20 protein-coding genes are annotated in these 22,381 nt (G+C 57.7%); 18 read left to right on the top strand and 2 right to left on the bottom strand.

The window, feature by feature from the left end; all coding sequences use genetic code 11:
• Positions 1-9 precede the first annotated feature (9 nt).
• The 11 genes from AB1724_18150 (at position 10) to AB1724_18100 (ending at position 12,355) form a co-directional block, all read left to right on the top strand.
• The gene (locus AB1724_18150; GenBank protein ID MEW6079734.1) at positions 10-288 is read left to right on the top strand and encodes a hypothetical protein; all 279 of its coding nucleotides are present in this window, start codon (positions 10-12) and stop codon (positions 286-288) included.
• 279 nt (positions 289-567) lie between these two features.
• Complete coding sequence (locus AB1724_18145) at positions 568-2,958, top strand: SIR2 family protein (GenBank protein MEW6079733.1); 2,391 nt, start codon at positions 568-570, stop codon at positions 2,956-2,958.
• Between the two features lie 349 nt (positions 2,959-3,307).
• Positions 3,308-3,430 carry a hypothetical protein gene (locus tag AB1724_18140; GenBank protein ID MEW6079732.1) on the top strand — a complete coding sequence of 41 codons (123 nt, stop codon included), beginning with the start codon at positions 3,308-3,310 and terminating at the stop codon, positions 3,428-3,430.
• Between the two features lie 8 nt (positions 3,431-3,438).
• Positions 3,439-4,491: a Fic family protein gene (locus AB1724_18135; GenBank protein ID MEW6079731.1), complete on the top strand. Its 1,053-nt coding sequence runs from the start codon at positions 3,439-3,441 to the stop codon at positions 4,489-4,491.
• A 216-nt stretch (positions 4,492-4,707) separates the two neighbouring features.
• Positions 4,708-5,895, top strand: a complete 1,188-nt coding sequence (locus AB1724_18130) for an NADH:flavin oxidoreductase (GenBank protein MEW6079730.1) — start codon at positions 4,708-4,710, stop codon at positions 5,893-5,895.
• Between the two features lie 19 nt (positions 5,896-5,914).
• On the top strand, positions 5,915-6,682 hold the full coding sequence (locus tag AB1724_18125) for a class I SAM-dependent methyltransferase (GenBank protein MEW6079729.1): 768 nt from the start codon (positions 5,915-5,917) through the stop codon (positions 6,680-6,682).
• A 69-nt stretch (positions 6,683-6,751) separates the two neighbouring features.
• Entirely contained in the window at positions 6,752-7,342 is a 591-nt protein-coding gene (locus AB1724_18120; protein MEW6079728.1) for a glutaredoxin domain-containing protein, read from the top strand.
• A gap of 132 nt (positions 7,343-7,474) precedes the next feature.
• Positions 7,475-8,749 (top strand): hypothetical protein, encoded by a 1,275-nt coding sequence (locus AB1724_18115; protein MEW6079727.1) that lies wholly within the window; start codon positions 7,475-7,477, stop codon positions 8,747-8,749.
• 43 nt (positions 8,750-8,792) lie between these two features.
• Positions 8,793-9,815, top strand: coding sequence for a (Fe-S)-binding protein (locus AB1724_18110; GenBank protein MEW6079726.1), 1,023 nt, complete (start codon positions 8,793-8,795; stop codon positions 9,813-9,815).
• A 4-nt stretch (positions 9,816-9,819) separates the two neighbouring features.
• Positions 9,820-11,196 (top strand): FAD-binding oxidoreductase, encoded by a 1,377-nt coding sequence (locus AB1724_18105; GenBank protein ID MEW6079725.1) that lies wholly within the window; start codon positions 9,820-9,822, stop codon positions 11,194-11,196.
• A 1-nt stretch (position 11,197) separates the two neighbouring features.
• Positions 11,198-12,355, top strand: a complete 1,158-nt coding sequence (locus tag AB1724_18100) for a (Fe-S)-binding protein (protein ID MEW6079724.1) — start codon at positions 11,198-11,200, stop codon at positions 12,353-12,355.
• A gap of 35 nt (positions 12,356-12,390) precedes the next feature.
• On the opposite strand, the gene coaE is transcribed toward AB1724_18100, so the two are convergent.
• A complete protein-coding gene (gene coaE / locus AB1724_18095) occupies positions 12,391-13,017 on the bottom strand; it encodes a dephospho-CoA kinase (GenBank protein ID MEW6079723.1) in 627 nt (208 codons plus the stop codon).
• Between the two features lie 260 nt (positions 13,018-13,277).
• On the opposite strand from coaE, the gene AB1724_18090 reads away from it, so the two are divergent.
• From AB1724_18090 to AB1724_18060, 7 genes are all read left to right on the top strand, one after another.
• The gene (locus AB1724_18090; GenBank protein ID MEW6079722.1) at positions 13,278-14,420 is read left to right on the top strand and encodes an acyl-CoA dehydrogenase family protein; all 1,143 of its coding nucleotides are present in this window, start codon (positions 13,278-13,280) and stop codon (positions 14,418-14,420) included.
• Between the two features lie 17 nt (positions 14,421-14,437).
• Positions 14,438-15,562, top strand: a complete 1,125-nt coding sequence (locus AB1724_18085; protein ID MEW6079721.1) for an acyl-CoA dehydrogenase — start codon at positions 14,438-14,440, stop codon at positions 15,560-15,562.
• Between the two features lie 27 nt (positions 15,563-15,589).
• Entirely contained in the window at positions 15,590-17,206 is a 1,617-nt protein-coding gene (locus AB1724_18080; protein ID MEW6079720.1) for a carboxyl transferase domain-containing protein, read from the top strand.
• A gap of 27 nt (positions 17,207-17,233) precedes the next feature.
• A complete protein-coding gene (gene accC / locus AB1724_18075; GenBank protein MEW6079719.1) occupies positions 17,234-18,721 on the top strand; it encodes an acetyl-CoA carboxylase biotin carboxylase subunit in 1,488 nt (495 codons plus the stop codon).
• 107 nt (positions 18,722-18,828) lie between these two features.
• A complete protein-coding gene (locus AB1724_18070) occupies positions 18,829-19,368 on the top strand; it encodes a biotin/lipoyl-containing protein (protein MEW6079718.1) in 540 nt (179 codons plus the stop codon).
• Positions 19,361-20,131, top strand: a complete 771-nt coding sequence (locus AB1724_18065) for an enoyl-CoA hydratase-related protein (protein ID MEW6079717.1) — start codon at positions 19,361-19,363, stop codon at positions 20,129-20,131. Before AB1724_18070 ends, AB1724_18065 begins: the two co-directional genes overlap by 8 nt.
• A 23-nt stretch (positions 20,132-20,154) precedes the next feature.
• A complete protein-coding gene (locus AB1724_18060; GenBank protein MEW6079716.1) occupies positions 20,155-20,814 on the top strand; it encodes a TetR/AcrR family transcriptional regulator in 660 nt (219 codons plus the stop codon).
• A 38-nt stretch (positions 20,815-20,852) separates the two neighbouring features.
• Here AB1724_18060 and AB1724_18055 read toward each other — a convergent pair whose 3' ends face one another.
• Complete coding sequence (locus AB1724_18055) at positions 20,853-22,292, bottom strand: response regulator (protein MEW6079715.1); 1,440 nt, start codon at positions 22,290-22,292, stop codon at positions 20,853-20,855.
• Between the last annotated feature and the right edge of the window lie 89 nt (positions 22,293-22,381).

Below are 22,381 nucleotides of genomic sequence, written 5' to 3'. Positions count from 1 at the left end.
GAGAAAAAAATGAGCTTCATCGACGTGAAAAACAAGAAAGGCACATCGAGCAAAACGCCTCCGGCAGGTTACGAGAGTTGGTTGGACTTCTGGGAGAAGAAGAAGGGAAAGAAGGCGGCGACATGCGAAGTTATGCTGTGCAAAGGGAATCCCACTCTCGGTGGGCACGTGATTAAGGCCGGAAGAGGGAACAAGGAATACATTTTGCCCATGTGCTACTCATGCAACAACAAGCCAGAGGATGAGATCTTCAAAGCATGGGATACTGATCTGGTTCCTGTACAATAAGATATCTACGCAATTCCGATGCCAGCATTTAAGCTATCAAAAATATTTATACTGCCAACGGAATTCACATGCTCTATGCCGTCAAGGAAAAATTCAAGCTGGGTAACAATCCACCATGACATTTCATCCTTAAGTGGCAGAATTGCAAATGGGGGATAGAAGCAAGCAGTCAATATAATAAATAATGTGATCTTAAAAAAGAACTCAGAGAAATCCTATACACACAGCGGTTGTGACAGCCGCGGCAGACGACCAGCGTCTATCACTGGAGGTTAGTCGATGACATTAGATAAACGGCATCCCGATTACATTGACTTGCGGTCACGAATCCGCGAGAACCCGAAAGACTTCGTTGTAATAGTAGGCGCAGGTATGTCTCGACCGTGCGGCCTTCCAACGTGGACCAATCTTCGTGGTCATCTTGTCGACAACGCTCGCAACAGAATTTCAGAGATCCCCGAACTGGAACGTCAAGGGCACAAGGAACGCTTGAACCGTATCGCCGAGAATACCGATCTATGGAGGTGTTTTACTGAACTGCAAGGAATCCTCTCCAAAGAGGCGTACGAAGAGGCTATCAGGGAACGCCTCACGCTCAAAGATAAGAGCAGCATCCCTGTCACCTACGAATTACTTTGGCAACTCGATGTGAAGGGAATTATGACGTACAACATAGACACATGCGCCGTTGACTCATATTCCAAGGTACATCGATCAGCTGTGGACACAGCAACGGCGAAAGAGACGGCAAAATTCAGTAGATTCCTCATAGGTCCTCAACAGTTTGTGTTCCAGCCCCACGGACATGTCTCTGATCCGTCAACATGGGTTTTCACGCAGGCCGAGCTCGGAGGTTTGCTTGCCAGCAGTACCTATACAAAATTTGTCCAATCCCTATGCCAGACGAAACATTTGTTGATAGTAGGATTCGATCCTGACGACTTCGCCTTCTCGTATCTGCTCCAGAAAGTAGTCACAGAGCCTGGTACAATTGGATCACGACACTACCTTTTGTTGTCACGCACCGATTCAGGAATAGTTAACACATACGGCAATCAAGGATTTGCAGTGATTCCCTATCGTCCGAGCGATCCAAACAGTCATCCAGAAATAGAGGAAACGCTACGTGACTTTCTTAAATTCCTACCGGAGGACGATATCCCCGCCTCCGTCTTCACCGGTGGCCAGACTGACCTCGGTTCGCTCCCAAGTGATGCCGACCTCCTCACAATGCCAGTGCATCATGTCAGAGAGCTTCTCAACAAAGCAGTAGCCAGCATAATTCCTCCTAACACGACACCCAAGACAAATGACATAGACATGCTCGAGAAGTTCTATGCAGACCACCTGAGAGCAATCCATATGGCATGGCTGATCCAGCCAAACTCAGAATGCGATGTTGTTCACGGGTACAAGATGGTGGCAGGAAAGGGCAGAGGTGCTTTCGGACAAGTGTACGAAGCAGAAAAGTTGGACACTGGGGAACGCGCAGCACTAAAAGTGCTACTCCAAGAGGTACGAAGTGATAGCGAATACCTCAATAGCTTTCGACGCGGCGTACGCTCAATGAAGATACTTACACAAAAAAATGTCCCGAAGATGGTCAAGTTCATAAATGCATTCGAGGTCCCTGCCTGCGTTTTGATGGAATTCATAGATGGACCAACGTTGACGGAGGCCAAGAATTGGGGGTTGCTCGACTCGTTACAGCAGACACTTGATGTTCTCGTGCAAATCGGAGATGTTGTTCATACTGCTCACGACCTTGAGGAGCGCGTTCTGCACAGAGACCTCAAGCCCGACAACGTCATATTGCGGGATGGCTACAATAAGGGCGATCCCATTGATGTAGTAGTGCTTGATTTCGATCTATCCTGGCACAAAGGAGCGTCGGACTTGTCAGTAGTTCATGGTGCTCGCGCCCAAGGCTATGCGGCCCCAGAGCAGACCGCTACTGGCATGAAAGCTGGTGTAAGTACTCGACATACGGCAGTCGATACTTTTGGATACGGGATGCTTGCCTATTTTCTTTTCGTTGGTGATGACCCACGCCCCAACGAGCAAAACTTCCATAAATTCAAAGAACACGTGAGAGACAGTATTCGCACGAGGTTTTCCTGCAACTGGCGTTGTCTTCCATCGTATCTGGCCAGAACGGTGGAAGGATGCACCAGAGATAAACAACAGTCGCGTCTCCCGTTCACCTCAGCGATAGAAGCGTTTCGAGAAGCATATCGAATGACCTTCAGCGATCAAGTATCGAGCAGTAATCCTCTCGTGCTTGAGGAAATGGCGGTTTGCCTAGAATCAGATGGCAGTATTGACTCCCACGACTTTGGGAGGGAAGTTCACGTTCACGGGATCGATCCTTCGAAGCGGATCAAGTTAAAATTGCATAATGAAGGGGATACAATTGTTGTTCACATTGAGTTGACCAAAATTCGCTCAGAATGGGATCATCGCAATGTTGCCAAATACCTCCCGACAGCAAAGACTAAGGCTTTGTCGAAACTGAACGTTGCGACGTTAAAAAATGTGGATGGCACCATAGGGCTAAGCCTCCTGACCGTGACCGCACAATGGCCATTGAAGACCCAAGTATCAAGAAAGGAAATTGAGGATGTATGCGCGCGGCTTCTGGACGCGAGGAATGCAATGGATCTAGGGTAACCCCTCCGCCTGCTCGTGGTAACACAAAATTTCCAAAATTTCGGGGACATCATACACAATTCCTAAAAATCAAGTTGTGGATGATGAATTAACAGGAAAAAAGTATGGGCAGAATATCGCGTATTGAAGTGTTTCATTTCCGGAGACCCCTTATACGGGCTGGATTCCGGAATATCCCCGGACGGAGAACCTGTTTCCGAAAACTTGCCTGGATTCCGGTACCAGGTTGTCTATTTATGATGAGAGAACTTTGCCCACTGTTGACGCATGATTGAGAACAAATTCGATATACCGTTTATCGCGGATCTGGCACCGCGGGGAAAGCAGATTCAGCAGGAGGAAATCGCTAATGGATACCGATGATTTTTCAGATATGGCGTATGATATTATCGTCCGGGCCTCCCGGATTCCCGTCACGCTGAAAACGGCACTGGGTACCATGATCGGAAAGTATCAGAATGAGACAAAATAGGTGTTGATATGAATACTTTTACCCCCAGGTTTACCATTACCGGCCGCATGACGGCCGCGATAACCAGTATCGAGCGGGCGCGGGGCTTTCTGGAGGCGGCCCGGCTTTCCGCCGACTGGGTGCGGGAGATGAGCGACCGGGCTTTGATTTTGGAAGCTCACCACACCACCCACATCGAAGGCACCCGGCTGACCCTGGATCAGGCCACGCGATTATGGAACGGAGAGGCGGTGCCGGAAGCCGATCCGGATGACGTGCGGGAACTGCTCAATTATCGTGCGGCCTTTGAATTTGTCTCCGAATGTCTGGACAGCGGAGATCCGATCACCGAGGGGATGATCCGCGAGATCCACCGCAAGCTGCTGGAAGGCGTGCGCGGCGGCCAGGCGGCCCCCGGCGAGTATCGGCGTATCCAGAATTATGTGGTCAATGTTGCCACCGGCCGGGTGCTCTACACCCCACCCCCGGCGGTGGAGGTGCCGGTGATGATGTCGGAGCTGGTCAAGTGGCTGAACAGGGGTTCCGAAATTCACCCGGTGCTGATCAGCGGCATCGCTCAGTATCAACTGGTGCACATTCATCCTTTTCTGGACGGTAACGGCCGCGCCTCCCGTTTGTTGTCCACTCTCTGCCTTTACAAAGCCGGGTATGATTTCAAGCGGCTGTTTACCATCAGCGAATACTACGACCGTGACCGGCCTTCATTTTACCAAGCCATCCAGAGCGTCCGGGAGAACGCCATGGACATGACCTCATGGCTTGACTACTTCGTCACCGGACTGGAGTCCCAGATGATCGAAGTGCGGCAGCGAGGGGAGCAGGTCATCCGCCGGGATGTGCTGGTGAAAAAACACGGGCTTAATGAGCGGCAAGCCAGGGCGCTGGGCTATCTTATCCAGCATGGCAAGCTGACCATCCAGAATTTTGAGTTGCTCTGCCCGAGCGTCAACCGCCGCAGTCTGCAGCGGGATCTCAAGGGAATGATCGATAAAGGGGTTGTTGCCGAAGTCGGCGCGGGAGCCACCGATCCCACCCGTCACTATGTTTTGGGAAAGCTGTGACAAGCTGTGACAATGAGCTGTGACAATGCTGCGACAGCGGGTGTGACAAATGGAAATACCAACCACCGGGGTATGATGGGGGACGTCCATGCTTTTATTCTTTTCAGAGAGACCAATGACCAACGTATAAAAACATAGACGGCCCAACCCATAAGAACTGTGTAGGGATATACGCCGCAAACGGTTCGGCGGGAACGCAAATTAGAAAGGCAATAGATGAAACAGATATTTGAACCCACCCAACTGGCGGGCGTGACGCTGCCCAACCGGATCATCCGTTCGGCGACTTTTGAAGGCATGGCAGGCGCGGACGGGGTGCCGGGGAAGGATCTGGCCGCCTTTTACGCCAGAATCGCCAAAGGGGGCGCGGGCGCCATCATCACCGGCCTGGCCTGCGTGCAGCAGGACGGCAAGGCCTTTCCCACCCAGATGATGATTGACCGGGACGAGACCATTGACGGCTTCCGGCAACTGACCGGGGCGGTGCATGAACACCAGGTCCCCGTCTTTCTCCAGCTTGCCCATGCCGGGCGCCAGACCGACGCCTATACCACCGGCAGCCGGCCGAAGGCGCCGTCCGCCATCCGGGACCGGACCTTTCCGCTGGATAAACCCGGGGAGCTGACGGAAAAGGAGATCTTTCAGATTATCGAGAGCTTTGCCGCTGCCGCCCAACGCGCCCGCGAGGCCGGTTTTGACGGGGTGCAGCTCCACGGCGCCCACGGGTATCTGCTGTCCCAGTTTATGACGCCGGCCATGAACCGGCGGACCGACGGCTGGGGCGGCTCGACCGAGAACCGGACCCGGATCGTGACGGAAATCATCCGCCTGATCAGAAAACGCCTGGGCGATTTTCCGGTGCTGATCAAGATCAACGCCTTTGACCACATGAAAAACGGCACCACCCTGGAGGAGGCCGCCAGGGTGGCCGGGATACTGGCCGGGGCGGGCATCGACGCCATCGAGGTTTCGTGCGGGGTCATGGAAGACGGGCTCAACACCATCCGGGTGACCCGTGCGCCGGCGACCGGCCTGCTGAACCGGGCGCGTCAGACCCGGAACCTGCCCGGCCCGGTCAGGACCCTGCTCAGGCCGGTGGCCGGCCTGCTGATGAAGACCCCGGGCCCGCTCCACAACTACAATGTCGAGGCGGCGGCCGCCATCAGGAAGCAGGTGAAAGTTCCCGTCATCGTGGTGGGCGGCATCCGGCGCCTCCCGGACATGGAGCGGATCATCCGGGAGGAAGCGGCCGACTACATCGCCCTGGCGCGTCCGTTTATCATCCAGCCCGATATTGTCAACCGGCTGCGGACCGGCCAGGCAATCGAATCGGCCTGCGTTTCCTGCGGCAACTGTTTCACCTCCATTCTGGACGGCCGGGTGCGGTGCCTGCGGAATGAATAGTATAATGGAGTAACCGCTCATGGAGAAAAATGACCACAGGGTGACGATGGCGGAGCATCATCTGGCGTCCCTGCTGGTGGAAAACACGCCCCTGCGGCTGGTTGAACCCGGCATTTATTCCGTGTTGCCGGACAGCGGATCCGGCAACGAATACGATACCCGGTTCGGGATTTTTTACGATCGGGTGGCGTGCCATCCGCTCTATAATCGCCTGATCTGGGGATATGCGGTTGCCCTGTTCCCGGAAATGGCCGATGAGGCCCTGCGGTCTTCCGGAGAGGGGAACGTCCTGGATCTTGGCTGCGGTTCCCTGGCCTTTACGGCCGACGTCTATAGCCGCTGGTCCGGACGGCCGGTCGTTCTGGCGGATCAGTCCCTGAAAATGCTCAGAATGGGCAAAGCCAGGATCGTCGGGCAGCGCTGCCGCATGCCGGAGAATCTGGTTTTTCTCCAGGCCGACGCCCTGCGGCTGCCGTTTCGCGAAAACGCGTTCCAGGCCGTTCTCTGCCAGAACCTTCTGCATTGTCTGGCCGACACCGGCCCGCTGCTGGCTGGCCTTGAGAAAATCCTGTCGGAAAACGGCCGGATGTATTTTACGACCCTGGTCAAAGCCGGCCGTCTGGCCGACCGGTATCTGGACGCCCTGGCGAAAAACGGCAAGCTGGTGGCCAGGACGGCAAGCGATCACCAGGCCATATTCGACCGGCTGGGTTTGCCGGGCGAATACGCCGTTGCCGGCAATATGCTGTCGATCCGCCTGGAGAACGGAAGAACGCAAAGCAATTGATTTTTACCGGCAGGTGGGGGAATAATTCGGTTGGGGCAGTATCTCTAATAATACAAAAAGGAGAAGACAATGCCTGACAATGCCGGGGCTACCTGCCCCAAATGCGGATATACCCGGAAGCCGGATGATTTCGCGCCGGCATGGCAATGTCCGCAGTGCGGAATCGTATATGAAAAGCACAATAAAAGCGGTACGGTGTTGGCGGACAGTGGTTCTGACAGACCATCCTCATTCGGGGGAAAAGAACCGGTTAAAAGCCGCGAAAGCTCAACCGCCCTTACCGGTTGGCTGTTGTTTATTATCGCGGCTATTGTAATTTCCGCCGGCCTTTACGGGTATTTCAGCGGCGCTGATCCGAATGATCAAGGCAGCATGTCTGACAATGGCGCAGCTAATTATGAAACAGACGAGACGGCGTCAAATGAAGTTGTTCTTTACACCGCCAGGGGGTGCCGGTATTGCGATCTGGCCAAAGATTTTTTGATTAAGCACGACGTCGCGTTTATTGAATATAATATCAACGAGTCAGAGGAGAATCTCAAAAAATTTAATGATCTCAGGGGGCGAGGCGTCCCTTTGATTTTTGTCGGAAAAAATCGGATATCGGGGTGGGATCAAGAAGTGATGGAAAATGTCTTGAAGGACGCAGGCCTTATTTGAGGGGTCGGACCAGGATAACATGCTGACCTCATACAATATACGCCTGAAAAACATTGCAACATAAGGTTTAGAATGCGCTTTTTGCCCGTAAAAAGAACAATGACAGTCAACATACCAAAGCGACTGCCATCGATGGCAACGGACAAGGTGGTGTATATCCTCGGCGCCATGGGTGAAATGATGCTCCACCTGGAGATGGAATTCGATCACCGGCTGGATGTCAAAAGACTGACCCGCGCCTTTGACCTGGTGCTGGATGCCGAGCCGGTTCTGGGGTGCAGACTCATCGTCGGAAATATTCGAACATACTGGCAGCGGCTGGAAAGCAGTCAACGTGATAATTTTATCGTTGTCAGCTCCGGGGACGGGTATGAAGCCTTCCGCGCAAAACCCCATGACGCTCATGGCGGGCCGCAGGTGAGCGGGTGCCTGTGGCAGGATGACGCCTCCGGAAAAAACCGGCTTATCCTCAAGATTTCCCATGAAGCGGCGGACGCGGGCGGCTGCAAGGAAGTGTCCGGCGCTCTGGCCGGGATATACAATGCCCTGGCGGAGAACCCGGATTACCTTCCCGAACCGAATCTTCACGGTTCACGCGGTTCGTGGCAGGTGTTGCGATTGATCCCCAAAATGGCCTATCCCAGGATTTATGTAAACTATTTACGAACGCAGTGGAAACTGCTGACGTCGTCCAAAGGATTTGGATTCAGCCGGGAGGGGGATTTCGGCGGTCGGCCGGAATACGTCGTGCGCCATATCCCGGCCGACAGGGTGGCCAGGATCGCCGCTTACGGCCGGACAATGAAGGCCACCTTAAACGATATGCTGATGGCCTCGTTTTTCAGCGCCATGACGGATCTGGGCGACTGGGATCATAAAAGCAGGTTGCAGGCCCTGATGACGGCGGATTTGCGCCTGCATTACCTGCCATCGGGAAGAGGCGAAGGGATCTGCAACTTAAGCGCCCTGGAGTTTGCTTTTCCCGGCAGCGACCTGGGTCATTCGTTTTCGGATTCGGTCAAAAGAATTTCCCATATTATCGGCCTGCGGAAAAAGAACTGGCTGGGGCTGAGCGACTATATCGGCGTCATGCCGACCATCAGCCTGATGCCGGCCAGATTGGCAAAGAATATTTTCGGCGGTTTGTTGCTGTTTTCAATGAAACGGATCGGGCTGGTCAATGCCCTGACCAATATGGGGCCGATAAAGGCGGAGGATGTGACGTATGACCAGCCGGCCGCAAGGGCCTGGCTGACGGTTCCGCCGATGAATCCGCCCCTCTTTGGAATGGGAATGACCGGGTATGCCGGAAGCCTGACGCTGTCTATCGGTACGTATCAACCGGTTTATACCGCCGGGATCGTCAATCAATTTTACGACCGTATGCTTGAACAGCTACCCGGGTGACCCGAATATTTTATGAATGGTTTGATTTTTATGGGGGTCCATCGTGAACGCCATTGCCTTTAATCCCGCTGTCTGCGCGGCCTGCGAAACCATCGATTGCCTGATGAAGTGCCAGTACATCGCTTTTGCCGACGTGGCCGAGGCCAGGCAGGAAAAGCAGAAGATCAACGCCGGACAGGACAGCCGGGTGCTGCGTGAATGCCTGACCTGTTACGCCTGCCAGGAGTATTGCCCCAACGGCAACAACCCCTTCTTTGTCCTGGTGGAGCGCCAGGAGGAGATGGGCCTGCTGCCCGCGCCCCGGCCCATCGTGGCCGAGCAGTTGAAGATGATGGCGTTCAAGGGGCGGCTGACCAGGGCAGCCGTTGCCGCGCCCCTGGTCAACATGTGCGCTTTTCCCATGCTGGCCGGATCCATCCGCGGCCGTCTTTTTGAAGGGGCCTCGGTCATTTCCGGCAATGACGTGTTCTGCAATATCATGTGGCTGCATTTTGCCAAGAATTCGGTCATCCGCGAGCGGGTGCCCCGGGTGATCGACAATATCATGTCCTTTTACATGAAGGATTCGGGCGTCACGGACATGGTCTGTTTCCATGACGAGTGCTACGGCACCTACACCACTCTGGCCCGGGCCTTTGGCATTACCGTGCCTTTCCGGCCGATCCATCTGTTTGACTATATCGACCGACGGTTGGCGGTACTGGCCGATCGCATCAAGCCGTTGAACCAGGTCATCGCCTATCAGCGGCCCTGCTCCAACCGGCTTTGCCCGGAAACCGACGCGGTCCTGGACCGGATTTTTGAGAAGATCGGCGCCATCCGCGCGCCCCGCGAGTATGACCGGGACAACGCCCTGTGCTGCGGGGGCGTGCCCCGGGCCCATCAGCGGGACGAGACGGCCGACGACCTGGTGGAGAGAAACATATCCGACATGCTGAAAGTCAAGGCCGTCTATTGCGTGTTCAACTGTCCCTTCTGCATGGCCACCATGGCCCAGGAGGTGGCCGGGCGCGGCCTGATGCCGATTCTGGTCAGCGACCTGGTCCAGGCGGCTTTGGGAGAATAATGTCATGAACGACTTCATTAAAAAACTGCAGGCCATCGTGGGCGAGGCGTTTGTTTCGGCCGAACCCGAGGAGCGCTATCTCTACTCCATGGACCAGGGCACCATGCCGCCGGCCGCGCCCGATGCCGTGGCCATGCCGGAAACCGCCGACCAGGTGGCGCAAATCGTGCGGCTGGCCAACGCGCACAAGGTGCCGCTGGTGCCCATGGGCGGGGGACTGGTGCTATCCGGCCTGACCCGGGCCTTGAAGGGCGGGGTCATCGTGGACATGAAGCGGATGGACCGGATCATCGAGGTCAACCCGGTCAGCCGCTACGCCGTGGTGGAGGCCGGGGTGACCCAGGGCGTGCTCAAGGCCTACCTGTCCAAACACCACCCCGGCCTGAAGCACTCCATGCCCGACGCCCCGCCGGCGGCCACCATCGCCGGCAATGTCTGCATTCACGGCTCCGGCCACCTGTCGGTGCTGGGCGGCTTTCATTCGGACATGCTGACCGGTCTGGAGGCGGTGCTGCCCACGGGCGAGATCGTGCGCACCGGTTCGTGCAGCGTGTCGCCCCAGTGGTTTTCCAGGGCGCCGCTGCCCGACCTGTCCGGCCTGTTCCTGGGCTGGTCCGGCACCACCGGCATCATCACGAAGCTGGGCATCCGGCTTTTCCCCAACTACCGGTATAACGACGTGCTGATTTATGTGTCCGAAACCGCCGACCTCATGCCCGAGATCATTTCCCGGTTTACCGGCGTCCAGGTGGCCGAGGACATGACCCCCTGGATGACTCCCAAGCCGGACTGGGCCAGGGGGTTCTTCCATATTAATGTCGCTTTCGGCGCCCACTCGAAAAAAGAGCTGATCTTTAAACGCAACCTGCTCCAGGAGTCGGTGCGGTCCATTACCGACACCGGGGCGGCCGGGTTTCTGCCCATCCCGCCGGTGCAGAAGAGCCGGTTCATGGAGATCCCCTCGCCTGACCTGGCCCGGTTCGCCGACGCCCGCAAGGGGGGCGGGTTTGAATACGTGGGCGCCATCATGGCCGTCGAGCGGTTTGCCGAAGCCTACCGCCGGGGGACTGAAATCGCCGAGAAACACCATACCACTTATTCCCTGGGCGCCCGGATCATCGGGGCCGGCCATGCCATGATGTTTTTTTTCGCCTATGCCTTCAACCGGGCCGATGCCGAAGACGTGGGCCGGGCGGCCGAGGCCCTGGAAGAGACCAACCGGGCCTGCCTGGAGATGGGCGGCATTCCCTGGAAGGCCGAAGCCCCGGCCCAGAAGGAGATTTTAAAACGCATGGATCCGAATACCGTCTCGTTCATGAACCGGCTGCGCGACACCCTGGATCCCAACCGGATCATGAATCCCGGCAACTGGGAGGTCTGAAATGGAACACCAGGAAATCCTCCATCGCTGCTTTCGCTGCGGCTACTGCAAATTCCCATCCAACTACACGGACATCAACTGCCCGGCTTACCTGGCCCACCGGTTTGAAACCTTTTCGCCCGGCGGCCGCATGTGGCTGCTGTCCGCCTGGCTGAACAACCGGATCGGCGTCAGCCAGCGGCTGGGCCGGATCATGTTCTCCTGCACCGGCTGCGGAAACTGCGTCGAACACTGCGCCATGCCCGGTTTCAAGGACCAGATCCTGCTGGCCTTTACCGCCGGGCGGGATGCCATTCTGGAATCCGGCACCGTGCCCGGTCCGGTCCGGGATTACCTGACCCGGGTCCAGAACGCGGGTAACCCTTACGGCCAATCCGGCAAAAAGCGGGCCGACTGGCGAACCGGAACCGACGCGGCGGATTATTCCGGGCAGGAGTATCTTTTTTTCGCCGGAGACGTGGGCGCCTATGATTCCCGGGGCCAGGAAATCGCCCGGACCGCGGCAGCCCTGCTTGCCAAAGCCGGGGTCGATTTCGGGGTGCTGACCGACGGAGAATGCTCCGACGGCAATGACGTGGCCATGGCCGGAGAAAAGGCGCTATTCGAGGAACTGGCCGGAAAAAACATAAAAGTCTTTATTGAACGGGGTGTCAAAAAAATCATTACCCTCTCTCCCCATTCGTTTCACGCTTTTAAAAATTTATACCCGGCCCTGGGCGGGCAATTTCAGGTGTTTCACTACACCCAGATGCTGGCCTTCCTGCTGGGCCGCCTCTCGTTTAAAACCCCGGTTGAAAAAACGCGGGTCACCTTTCATGATCCCTGTTTTCTCGGTCGACACAACGCCGACTACCAGTCACCGCGGACAATGCTCGCTTTTACGCCCGGCATCGAACTGGTGGAGATGGACCGCAACCGCAAAAACGCCCTGTGCTGCGGCGGGGGAGGGGGCAACCTGTTCACCGACATGATCTCCGGCGGTGATGACTCCCCGGCCCGGGCCCGGTGCCGCGAGGCCGCGGCCGCCGGCGCGACGGTTCTGGCCGTGGCCTGTCCGGCCTGCGCCGTCATGCTGGGAGATGCCGTTAAAACCGAAGGACTGGAGAACAGGCTTCAGGTCAGGGAGGTCTCGGAGCTGGTCGTGGAACGAGTTGCATAACGACTGCCCGGTGTTATAGCAATTTCAAATTGCTATTATTCTTCTGCTTTTGTTTCGGCCTTGGCCTTCAGGACGGTAAACAGCGCGGTCGTCTGTTCCCTGGTGACGTCGATGGATCCGCTGTTGTCGATGACATAATCGGCCTTGTCTTTTTTTTCCGTGATGGGAATCTGTGAATTGATGCGGGCCAGGGCGTCTTCCCTGCTCAGATTGTCCCTGGCCATCAGCCGATCAAGCTGTGTCTCGGCCGGAGCGAATACCACGATGACTTCCGGCAGTTCCACGTCCATTTTGGTTTCAAAAAGAAGCGGTACATCCAGGATGATAACCGGATCATGGGCTTCATGCGCCTCGATGGTCGCGGTGATGGCGCGGCTGATCTCTTCAAATACCCGGGGATGGACAATGTGATTTAACAGGTTTCTTTTGGCGGTATCGTCAAAGACGGTTTTGCCCAGCGCCTTGCGATCAATTTCGCCGTCGGGGAGAAGATAGGTCTCTCCAAACGTCTTAACGATTTCTTCCCAGGCCGGTTTCCCTCTGGCAACCACTTCATGGGCGATCTGATCGGCATCAATAATGAGGGCGCCGTGCTCGGCAAGGCAACTGGCCACGATAGATTTGCCCGTGGCGATTCCTCCGGTCAGACCGGCGATGATCATGATGGCAGACTCCCGCCCGTATAGTTATAGGCGTACATCCGATTTTTATGAATCCTATCATATGAATTCCTCGAAGAAAAGTAAATTGTCGCGGATAACCGGCCAGGAGCTTGATCCGGTCGTATTTAGAAAGCGCTTGACATGGCTATAAGCAGATTTTAAAATTGAATCTGATTCAATAAATGAATATTATTTTAATCGGCATATGGGTTCTGTCCGTTTTGGACGGTTCTAAAATAAACTTGGATTGAGGAGGTCCCATGGAATTTGGTTTTACCCGCGAGCAGATGATGTTTAAAAAAGAGGTCATCAAGTTCGCGAAAAAAGAGATCGTTCCGCGGGTGGAGGAGCACGAGCTGTCGGGCACGTTTGACATGGAATCCTTCCGGAAGATGGGTGAGTTCGGCCTGCTCGGCATGCACTTTCCGGAGGAGTACGGCGGCCAGGGCGCGGACGTGGTCACCACCGTGCTGGCCGGCGAGGCCCTGGGTGAAGCCGGGGTCGACGGCGGCCTGACCCTTTCTTACGGGGCCCATACGTTTCTGTGCGCCGACACCATCTTTTGCCACGGCACCGAGGCCCAGAAGAAGAAATACGTTCCCCGGCTGGCCCGGGGGGAAATCGTCGGCTGCATGGGGCTGACCGAGCCGGACGCGGGCTCGGACGTGGCCTCCCTGAAGACCACCGCCGAGAAAAAGGGCGACCGCTACGTTTTAAACGGCAGCAAGATGTTTATCACCAACGGCCCCCTGGCCGACGTGGCCCTGGTTTACGCCAAGACCGACCCGGCCAAGCGGCACGAGGGTATTTCGGCCTTTATCGTGGAGAAGGGGACCCGGGGGTTTTCCACGGGTAATCCCCTGAAAAAGATGGGCTGCCGGACATCCGCCACTTCCGAGCTGTTTTTCCAGGATTGTGAAATCCCCGCCGAAAATATGGTCGGCAAAGAGGGGCATGGCTTTCTCATGGCCATGCAGACCGTGGAATGGGACCGCAGCGCCCTGCTGGCGCCCATGGTCGGTGTGGCCAAATACGTCCTGGAAAAGTCCGCTGATTACGCCAACAAGCGGGTGCAGTTCGGCAAAACCATCGGCGAGTTCCAGGCGACCCGGCATAAGCTGGCCAACATCCGGATTTTTTACGAAGCGGCCCGGCTGCTGGTTTACCGCATTGCCTGGTTCAAGAGCCAGGGCAAGCCCTTAAACCATCTGGCCGCGGCCGTGGCCAAACTGTTTGTCGGTGACTGGAGCCTGGGCCCGGTCAACGACGCCATCCTGATTCACGGCGGTTACGGGTACTGCCATGAATATATAATGGAAGGGGTTTTCCGGGATAATCGCCTGGCGCCTCTGGGCGGCGGGACGTCGGACATTCAGAAGATGATCATATCCAGAATGATGTAGAAAGACAGGTGAACACCATGCGATATGAATTTTTAGAGCAGGAACAGAAATTGATAGATGAGGCCGGCCGGGTTGTCGGCACGGCCATGGCCGGCGCGGCCGGCAGGGATCTGTCGGATCCGAAGCAGGCCGGGGAATTGATTAAAACCCTGGCCGGTGAATTGGCGGCTACGGGTTACATGGCTGCCGGTCTTGACGATGAGGCACCGCTGGGGGTGGCTGCCATGGCCGCCATGGAAACTTTCGCCGCCGCGGCTCCCCAGGTGTTTATTCCGTTTGAGATGAGCACCCGGGTATTCGGCCGGCTGGTGCGGCATCACGGAACGCCGGAACTGCGGCGGACCATTCTCCCGGCCCTGCAAAAAGGAGCGCTGACCGGCGCCGTGGCTTTGAGTGAAGCGGCCCTGAACGTGGTCAATGACCCCCTGACGGTCAACGGTGTCCGGGGAAAAGACGGGGTAGTTGTTTCCGGCCAGAAGGGGTTTGTCATCAATGCCGGCGCGGCCGACATGCTGCTGGTGGTGGGCGCGCTGGATGACGGCCTGGGCCTGTTTCTGGTGGACCGCCGGGCGCCGGGCGTCACCGTTACGCCGGCTGATGTCATGGCGGAATACGCGCCCCTGCACATCGGGGCCGTCTCCCTGGACAATTGCGTTGTCCCCGCGGACCGCGTTGTGGGGCCGGTCGACGGCAAACAACTGATCAATGATATCCGCCTCTGGGAAAACCAGGTGCTGATCGCGGTTGCCGTCGGCCAGATGAACGCCGCTCTGCTTGCCGCCACGGCCCATGCCAAGGCGCACCGTTCCGGCGGCCGGCCGGTCATCGCCTATCAGGAGGTGGGTTTCAAGCTGGCCGAGATGCTGACCCAGACCCAGACGGCCCAGCTGATGGCCTACAAGGCCGCCTGGCTGTCCGCCGTCGGAGACCGGGAAGCCGCCGTCATGACCGACTGCGCCAAGGTTTTCTGCGCCGAAGCGGCCGAGGAGGTGGCCGGCGCCGCCCTGCGCATCCTGGCCGCCGGCGGGCTGGCCCCGGCCAATCCGGCCGCCGTGGCCGGACGTTTCGCCAAACTCGCGCAGATCGCGGGCACGTCCACCGAGATCGCCCGCATGAACATCGGCGGTGAGGCATTAAAATAGAGAAACCCCTAACAGGAGGAAAAATAAATGGCTGTGATCGAATCCCGGATTGACGTCAATTCGGACGAGTTCAAGGCGAATCGTGAACGAATGGAGACCCTGGTGGCGGATCTGCGCAAGGAGATCGAAAAGGCGCATCATGACCGCTCTCAGAAGGCCCTGGACCGGCTCAAGGAGACGGGCAAGCTGACGGTGGACCAGAAACTGGACCTGCTGCTGGACAAGAATACCCCCTTTCTGGAGATCGCGCCCCTGGCCGCCAAGGACATGTATGACGGCAAGATTCACGGGGCCGGTGTCCGGGCCGGCATCGGCATCGTCCAGGGCCGGGAGGTGGCCATCAGCGTCAGCGACGCTTCCATCAAGGGCGGGGCGGTCTATCCCATGGGCGTGAAAAAATCCCTGCGCATGCAGACCATCTGCATGGAGAACCGGCTGCCGTCGGTGGCCCTGATGGATTCGGCCGGCGCTTTCCTGCCCCTGCAGTCCGAGATTTTTCCGGACGCCAATGACGGCGGCCGGATCTTCTATAACCAGGCCATGATGTCCAAGATGAAGATACCTCAAATTACCGCCGTCATGGGCCTGTGTACGGCCGGCGGCGCTTACGGCGTGGCCATGTGCGACGAGATCGTCCACGTCAAGGGCCACGGCGCCATTTTTCTGGGCGGTCCGCCCCTGGTGCTGGCCGCCACCGGCGAGGAAGTGACGCCGGACGAACTGGGCGGACCGGACCTGCACTGCTCCCAGTCCGGGGTCTCGGATTATTACGCCGAGGACGACGCCCACGCCATCGCCATGCTGAGGGAAATCATCGGCAATCTGCCGAAAATCGAGAAAGCCCGCCTCACCCGCAAACCCGTCCGTCCGCCGGCTTATGATCCCAAAGAGCTTTACGGCATCATCCCCCGCAACATATCTACGCCCTATGACATCCGCGAAGCCCTGGCCCGCATGATCGACGGCAGCGACTTTATCGAGTTCAAGGAACTGTATGGCTCCACCCTGATCTGCGGCTGGGCCCATATCCACGGTTTTCCGGTGGGCATCCTGGCCAACAACGGCGTGCTGTTCCCCCAGAGCGCCCAGAAGGCCACCCAGTTCATTCAGATCTGCGACAACCGGGAAATCCCCCTGCTCTTCGTGCAGAATATCAGCGGCTTCATCGTCGGCAAGAATTACGAGGCCGGCGGGGTCACCAAGGACGGTCACAAGATGGTCAATGCCGTGTCCACGGCCAGCGTGCCCAAGTTCACCCTCATCGCCGGCGCTTCCTTCGGGGCCGGCAACTACGCCATGTGCGGCCGGGCCTATTCGCCCCGGTTCCTGTGGATGTGGCCCAACGCTGAAATCGGCGTCATGGGCGGGGAACAGGCCGCCGGCGTGCTGGTGACCATCACCAACGATCAGAACGCCCGCCTGGGCAAGCCGCCCCTGACCCCGGAGGAGGTGGAGGCCATCACCCGGCCGATCATCGACAAGGCCCGGGCCGACGGCAACGCCTATTACAGCACGGCTCATCTCTGGGACGACGGCGTCCTCGATCCCGCCAAAACCCGGGACACGCTGGGTATGGCCATTTCGGCGGCGCTCAACGCGCCCATCCGGGATGATGCTTACGGCTATGGCGTATTCCGCATGTAAAGAACAAACCTTGTGAGAGGATAAATCATGTTTAAGAAAATTCTTATCGCCAACCGGGGCGAGATCGCCCTGCGGGTCATGGCCGCCTGCCGGGAGATGGGTATTGCCACAGTGGCTGTTTATTCCGAGGCGGACCGGGAGGCCCTGCATACCCGCGGCGCCGACGAGTCGGTTTTTATCGGCGCTTCCGAACCGGCGGAAAGCTATCTCAACATCGGCCGGATTATTGAAGCGGCCCGGCAGACCGGCGCCGAGGCCATTCATCCCGGTTACGGGTTCCTGGCCGAGAACGCGGAGTTCGCCCAGGCCTGCCTGGATGCCGGCCTGACCTTCATCGGGCCGCCGCCCCAGGCGATCCGGAGTTTCGGCAATAAAACCGTGGCCCGGAAACTGATGATCGACGGCGGCGTGCCGGTGGTGCCCGGCATGGTCGAACCGGACCTGGACCCGGTGCGGGTGGCCGCCCATGCCCAGAAGATCGGTTATCCCGTGCTGGTGAAAGCGGCCGCCGGCGGCGGCGGCAAGGGCATGCGCATCGTCCATGATCCCGCCGAACTGACGGCGGCCCTGACGTCGGCCTCCAGCGAGGCGGCGGCGGCCTTCGGCGACGGTTCGGTTTACCTTGAAAAATATATTGCCCGGCCCCGGCATGTGGAGATCCAGGTTCTGGCCGATGCCCACGGCAACATTATCCACCTGTTTGAGCGCGAATGCTCCATCCAGCGCCGTCATCAGAAAATCATCGAGGAGACCCCTTCCACCGCCCTGACCCCGGAACTGCGCCGGGAAATGGGCGAAACCGCCGTACGGGCCGCGGCCGCGGCCGGCTACGTCAACGCCGGTACGGTGGAGTTCATTCTGGATGAAGACGGCAGATTTTATTTCCTGGAGGCCAACACCCGGCTGCAGGTGGAACACCCCATTACGGAAATGATAACCGGCATCGATATCGTCCGTCGGCAGATCAGGATCGCCGCCGGGGAAAAGCTCGACCTGAAACAGGAACAGGTAACGGCCCGGGGCCATGCCATCGAGTGCCGGATTTACGCCGAGGACCCGGCCAATGATTTCTTTCCCTCTCCCGGGAAAATTCTCTATCTGAAGGAACCGGTCGGCCCGGGCATCCGCAACGACTGCGGCATTTACGAAGGGTACACCGTGCCGGTAGAGTACGATCCCATCCTGTCCAAGCTGGTCGTCCATGCTGAAACCCGGGATGATGCCATCGACCGCATGAAAAAGGCCCTGGACGAGTACGTCATCGTCGGCATTAAGACGCCCAACGCCTTCCTTTACGATGTCATCGACTCAAAGCCGTTCCGTGAAGGCAAAACCCTGACCAGCTTTATTCCCACCTATTTTCCATCATGGCAGCCGACCCTGCCGGACAGGGAAACGGCGGCCCTGGCTTTTGTAGCCGACGCCATGGCGGGAAGGCGGACGACGGAATCGGCGGCGGCCGGACCGGCGGAGATTCCGCTGCCGTGGCAGACGCTGGGGCATTGGAGGCTGTAAAAGTTTTAAGTTTTAAGTATTAAGTTTTAAATATTAAGTTTTAAGATTTAAGTTTTAAGGAAAAAAGGAATTCCGGCACCTTTTGAAATACAGTTAAGGAGACTGTTATGGAATATAAACTGAAAATGGAAGACACGCCGCTGCCCGTGACCGTGAATGAGGTCGGCGAGGGATTTTTCTCGGCGATATTGGCTGAGCAGACCTACCGGGTGGAATTTGTCCGGACGTCGGACAAGGGCCTGCTGCTGACCGTCAACGGCCGGCAGTTGCCGGCGGTAGTAGTGGAACACGGCGAGGGCAAAACCGTTGTCATCAATGGCCGCCAGTACCCGCTGATCGACGAAGACACCCTGGCCCTGTCGGGTACCGGCCGCAAGTCGGCCCGGAAGAAGCCGCTGGAAGTCACTCCCCCCATGCCGGCCGTGGTGGTGCGGATCGCCGTGAGCCCGGGGGACAGGGTCACGGAAGGCCAACCGGTGGCGGTGGTCTCGGCCATGAAGATGGAAACGACGCTCTACGCGCCGTTTGACGGGGTGGTCACCAGCGTCAACGTGGCCGCGGGCGACAAGGTGGCGCCGGGGGACATCCTGGTGGATATTCAGAAAACGGACGCGGCCGGCGAGCCGCAGGGAGGCAGCAATGAATGAACCCCATCTGCTTTATGAAGTCCGGGACAGGGCCGCCTGGCTGACCATCAACCGGCCCGACAAGCGTAACGCCATCAGTCCGGAGGCCATGACGCTTTTTGCCCAGGCCCTGGACAGAGCCGAGCAGGATGAGGCTGTGCGGGTGGTGGTGGTGACCGGCGCCGGCGACAAGGCCTTCTGCTCGGGCGCGGACCTGGGCGGCAGCCTGGCCGGGTCCGGCGGCGACGTGCTGGCCGGTTATGCGGCCCTCATCACGCGCCTGGCGACCTTTTCCAAGCCCACCGTGGCCCGGATCAACGGCCATTGCCTGGCCGGCGGCACCGGCTTCATGCTGGCCTGCGATATTGTCATCGCCCGGGACACGGCCCAGTTCGGCACACCCGAGGTCAATGTCGGTCTGTTTCCCATGATGATCGGCGCCCTTATTTTCCGCAACGTGCCCCGTAAGAAAGCCATGGAGATGATCCTGCTGGGGGAACGGCTGACGGCCGCTCAAGCCCTGGAAATGGGCATGGTGACCCGGGTTTGTCCGGCGGACACGTTTGAATCGGAAGTGGCCGCGGTGGTCGCGACTCTCTCCGAAAAAAGTCCCATCGGTATGAAGATCGGCAAGCTGGCTTTTGCCGCCGCTGAAAACATGCCTCTGGGTGAGGCGGTCAAGTTCCTGTCGGGCAAGCTGGCGGAAGTGGCGGCCACCCAGGACGCCGTGGAAGGCATTACGGCGTTTATCCAGAAGCGCAAGCCGGATTTTACCGGCAAATAAATGGCCAGGCCAAGCGAGGCGGCATGAAAGAGAAAAACGGACAGGTTTCCAGGGCGGCGCTGCGGCGCCAGCGGGAAAAGGAAAAACGATATACCACCATTCTGGACGTGGCGGAAAAACTGTTCGCTCAAAACGGCTATCACCAGACCAGCCTGGAGCATATCGCCGACGCCGCCGAAATTTCGGTGGGCACGGTTTATTTTTATTTCAAAAACAAGGAAGACCTGCTCATCACCCTGATCCAGAAGGTCGGTTTTCAGCTCCGCAAGACCCTGGGGGACGCGTTTTTGAGCCAGGACGGCACCCTGGAAGGTATTGTCAGCGCCGGGCTTTCTTTTTTCAAGGAGTTCTGTCTCAAATATCCGGAGCGACTGTCCATTTTTTTCCGGGAGGCCGGGGGGCAGGGACCGGCCGTGGAGGAAGAACGCAAACGGCTTTACGGAAAAGTCATCAAGGACCTTGAAGGGGCGCTGGCCCGGGTGGCCGCTGAAACGAAAACCCATTACCGATCACCGCTCTCGGCCGAACTGATGGCGGTCAGCATCCTCGGTATCTATGAGCGGGTGGCCGGTTACTACATGCTCTGGCACGATCGCGCCGGAGATATTAACGCCGCCGCCGATGACGTTACGGCCTTCACCGTCGGCGGGATCAAGAACCTGATGATTTCCCGAAAAGGATGACCGGCGCAATTTTTCCGCTGATAATATAAAATGTCCGGTCAGTGGGAAATAGTGGACTGGAAGGGCCGGCCGAGGAAGGCAACGTTGTCGGGCATTTTGGGGTGAAGGGTGCGCTGGGGATCGTTTTTGTCGCACCACTCCATGAAAAGCTTGATGCAATCCGGGCAGAGTTGCGTGTCCCGGGCGTCTTCAATGATCTGCAGGGCCCGGTCATGACTGGTGGCGGCGCGATAAGGCCGGTCGCTGCTCAAGGCGTGGTAGGTGTCGGCCACGGCCGTCATCCGGGCCAGCAGGGGGATGTCACTGCCTTTCAAGCCTTCCGGATAGCCGTTGCCGTCCATGCGTTCATGATGATACATGACGGTGTCCAGGGTGCCGGAAAGGCTGGGGATGTTCTTGATGATTTCCGCGCCTTTCAGCGGGTGTTCCATGATGTGGGCCAGTTCGATGTCGGTCAGGGGTCCGCTCTTCAACAGGACGCTGTCCCGGACACCGATCTTGCCGATATCGTGAAGCCGGCCGCCGATGTGGGCGCTTTCGATTTCCTTTTTGCTGGCGCCGGTCATGGCCAGCATGCCGGAGACGATCCGGCCGACGACCTCGGAATGGCCTTTGGTGTAGGGGTCCCGGGCTTCCAGGGCTGAAATCAGGCTGGAGATGCTGGCAATGATCAGGTTGCGTTCCGTTTCCAGTCGCTCCCTTTCCTTTAACAGCAGGCGGAACTGGTTGGACAGCACTTCTTCGATCTGCAGGACCAGGGAATCGATGTTGAAGGGCTTGGTGACATAGGACGCCGCACCGTGCTGGAGCATGCGGTTCATATGGCCGCGGTCGTTCTTGGCGCTCATGACGATAAAGGGGATGCCGGAAAACCGCTGGTCGGCATGGACGGTTTCGCAGAATTCAAAACCGTTCATCTCCGGCATGTCGATATCGCTCAAGATCAGATCCGGGATATGATCGGCCAGGATTTCCATGGCCCGCCGGCCGTTTTCCGCGATCATCACCTTGAAGCCCGCCGACTTTAACCCTCGCTCCACGATGTTGCGGATGGTGGCGGAGTCATCCACTACCAGGATGATCTGATTGCTGTTGCGATTGCTCCGGAACAGGATTCCTTCCACCACATTGTACAGATCGGTGTAAACGTCGTTTTTGGCGATATAATAGGTGGCGCCGACTTCAAATCCTTTTTCGATATCTTCTTCGGAGTCAAGAGAACTGACGACGACGACCGGGATATCCCGGGTGTCATCCTTTTTTTTCAGACGCCGGCACAGTTCGATGCCGTTCATTTCCGGCATTTCGATGTCGGTCAGGATGATGTCAAACGGCTTGCTGTTGATGATATCCAGCGCCTGCCGGCCGTTTTCCGCCTGCTCAAAGGAGGCGTTGAGCGGTTCCAGCAGCTTGATCAGGCGGTGCCGGATGGCGGCGCTGTCGTCAATCACCAGAATGCTGGGCTTTGGTTTGGTCACGTCGTACTTCTTTTACTGTCAGCCGTTGGTTTTATTGCTCCCGTCAATGGTTGAAATCAACAATCCCGGGGAGCCGGTCAGCTTGTACC

It is taken from the genome of Thermodesulfobacteriota bacterium, from assembly GCA_040753795.1.
Taxonomy (GTDB): Bacteria; Desulfobacterota; Desulfobacteria; order Desulfobacterales; family Desulfosudaceae; genus JBFMDX01.
Note: the sequence above shows the minus strand (reverse complement) of the source record. Positions and strands in the feature narration are given on the sequence as shown.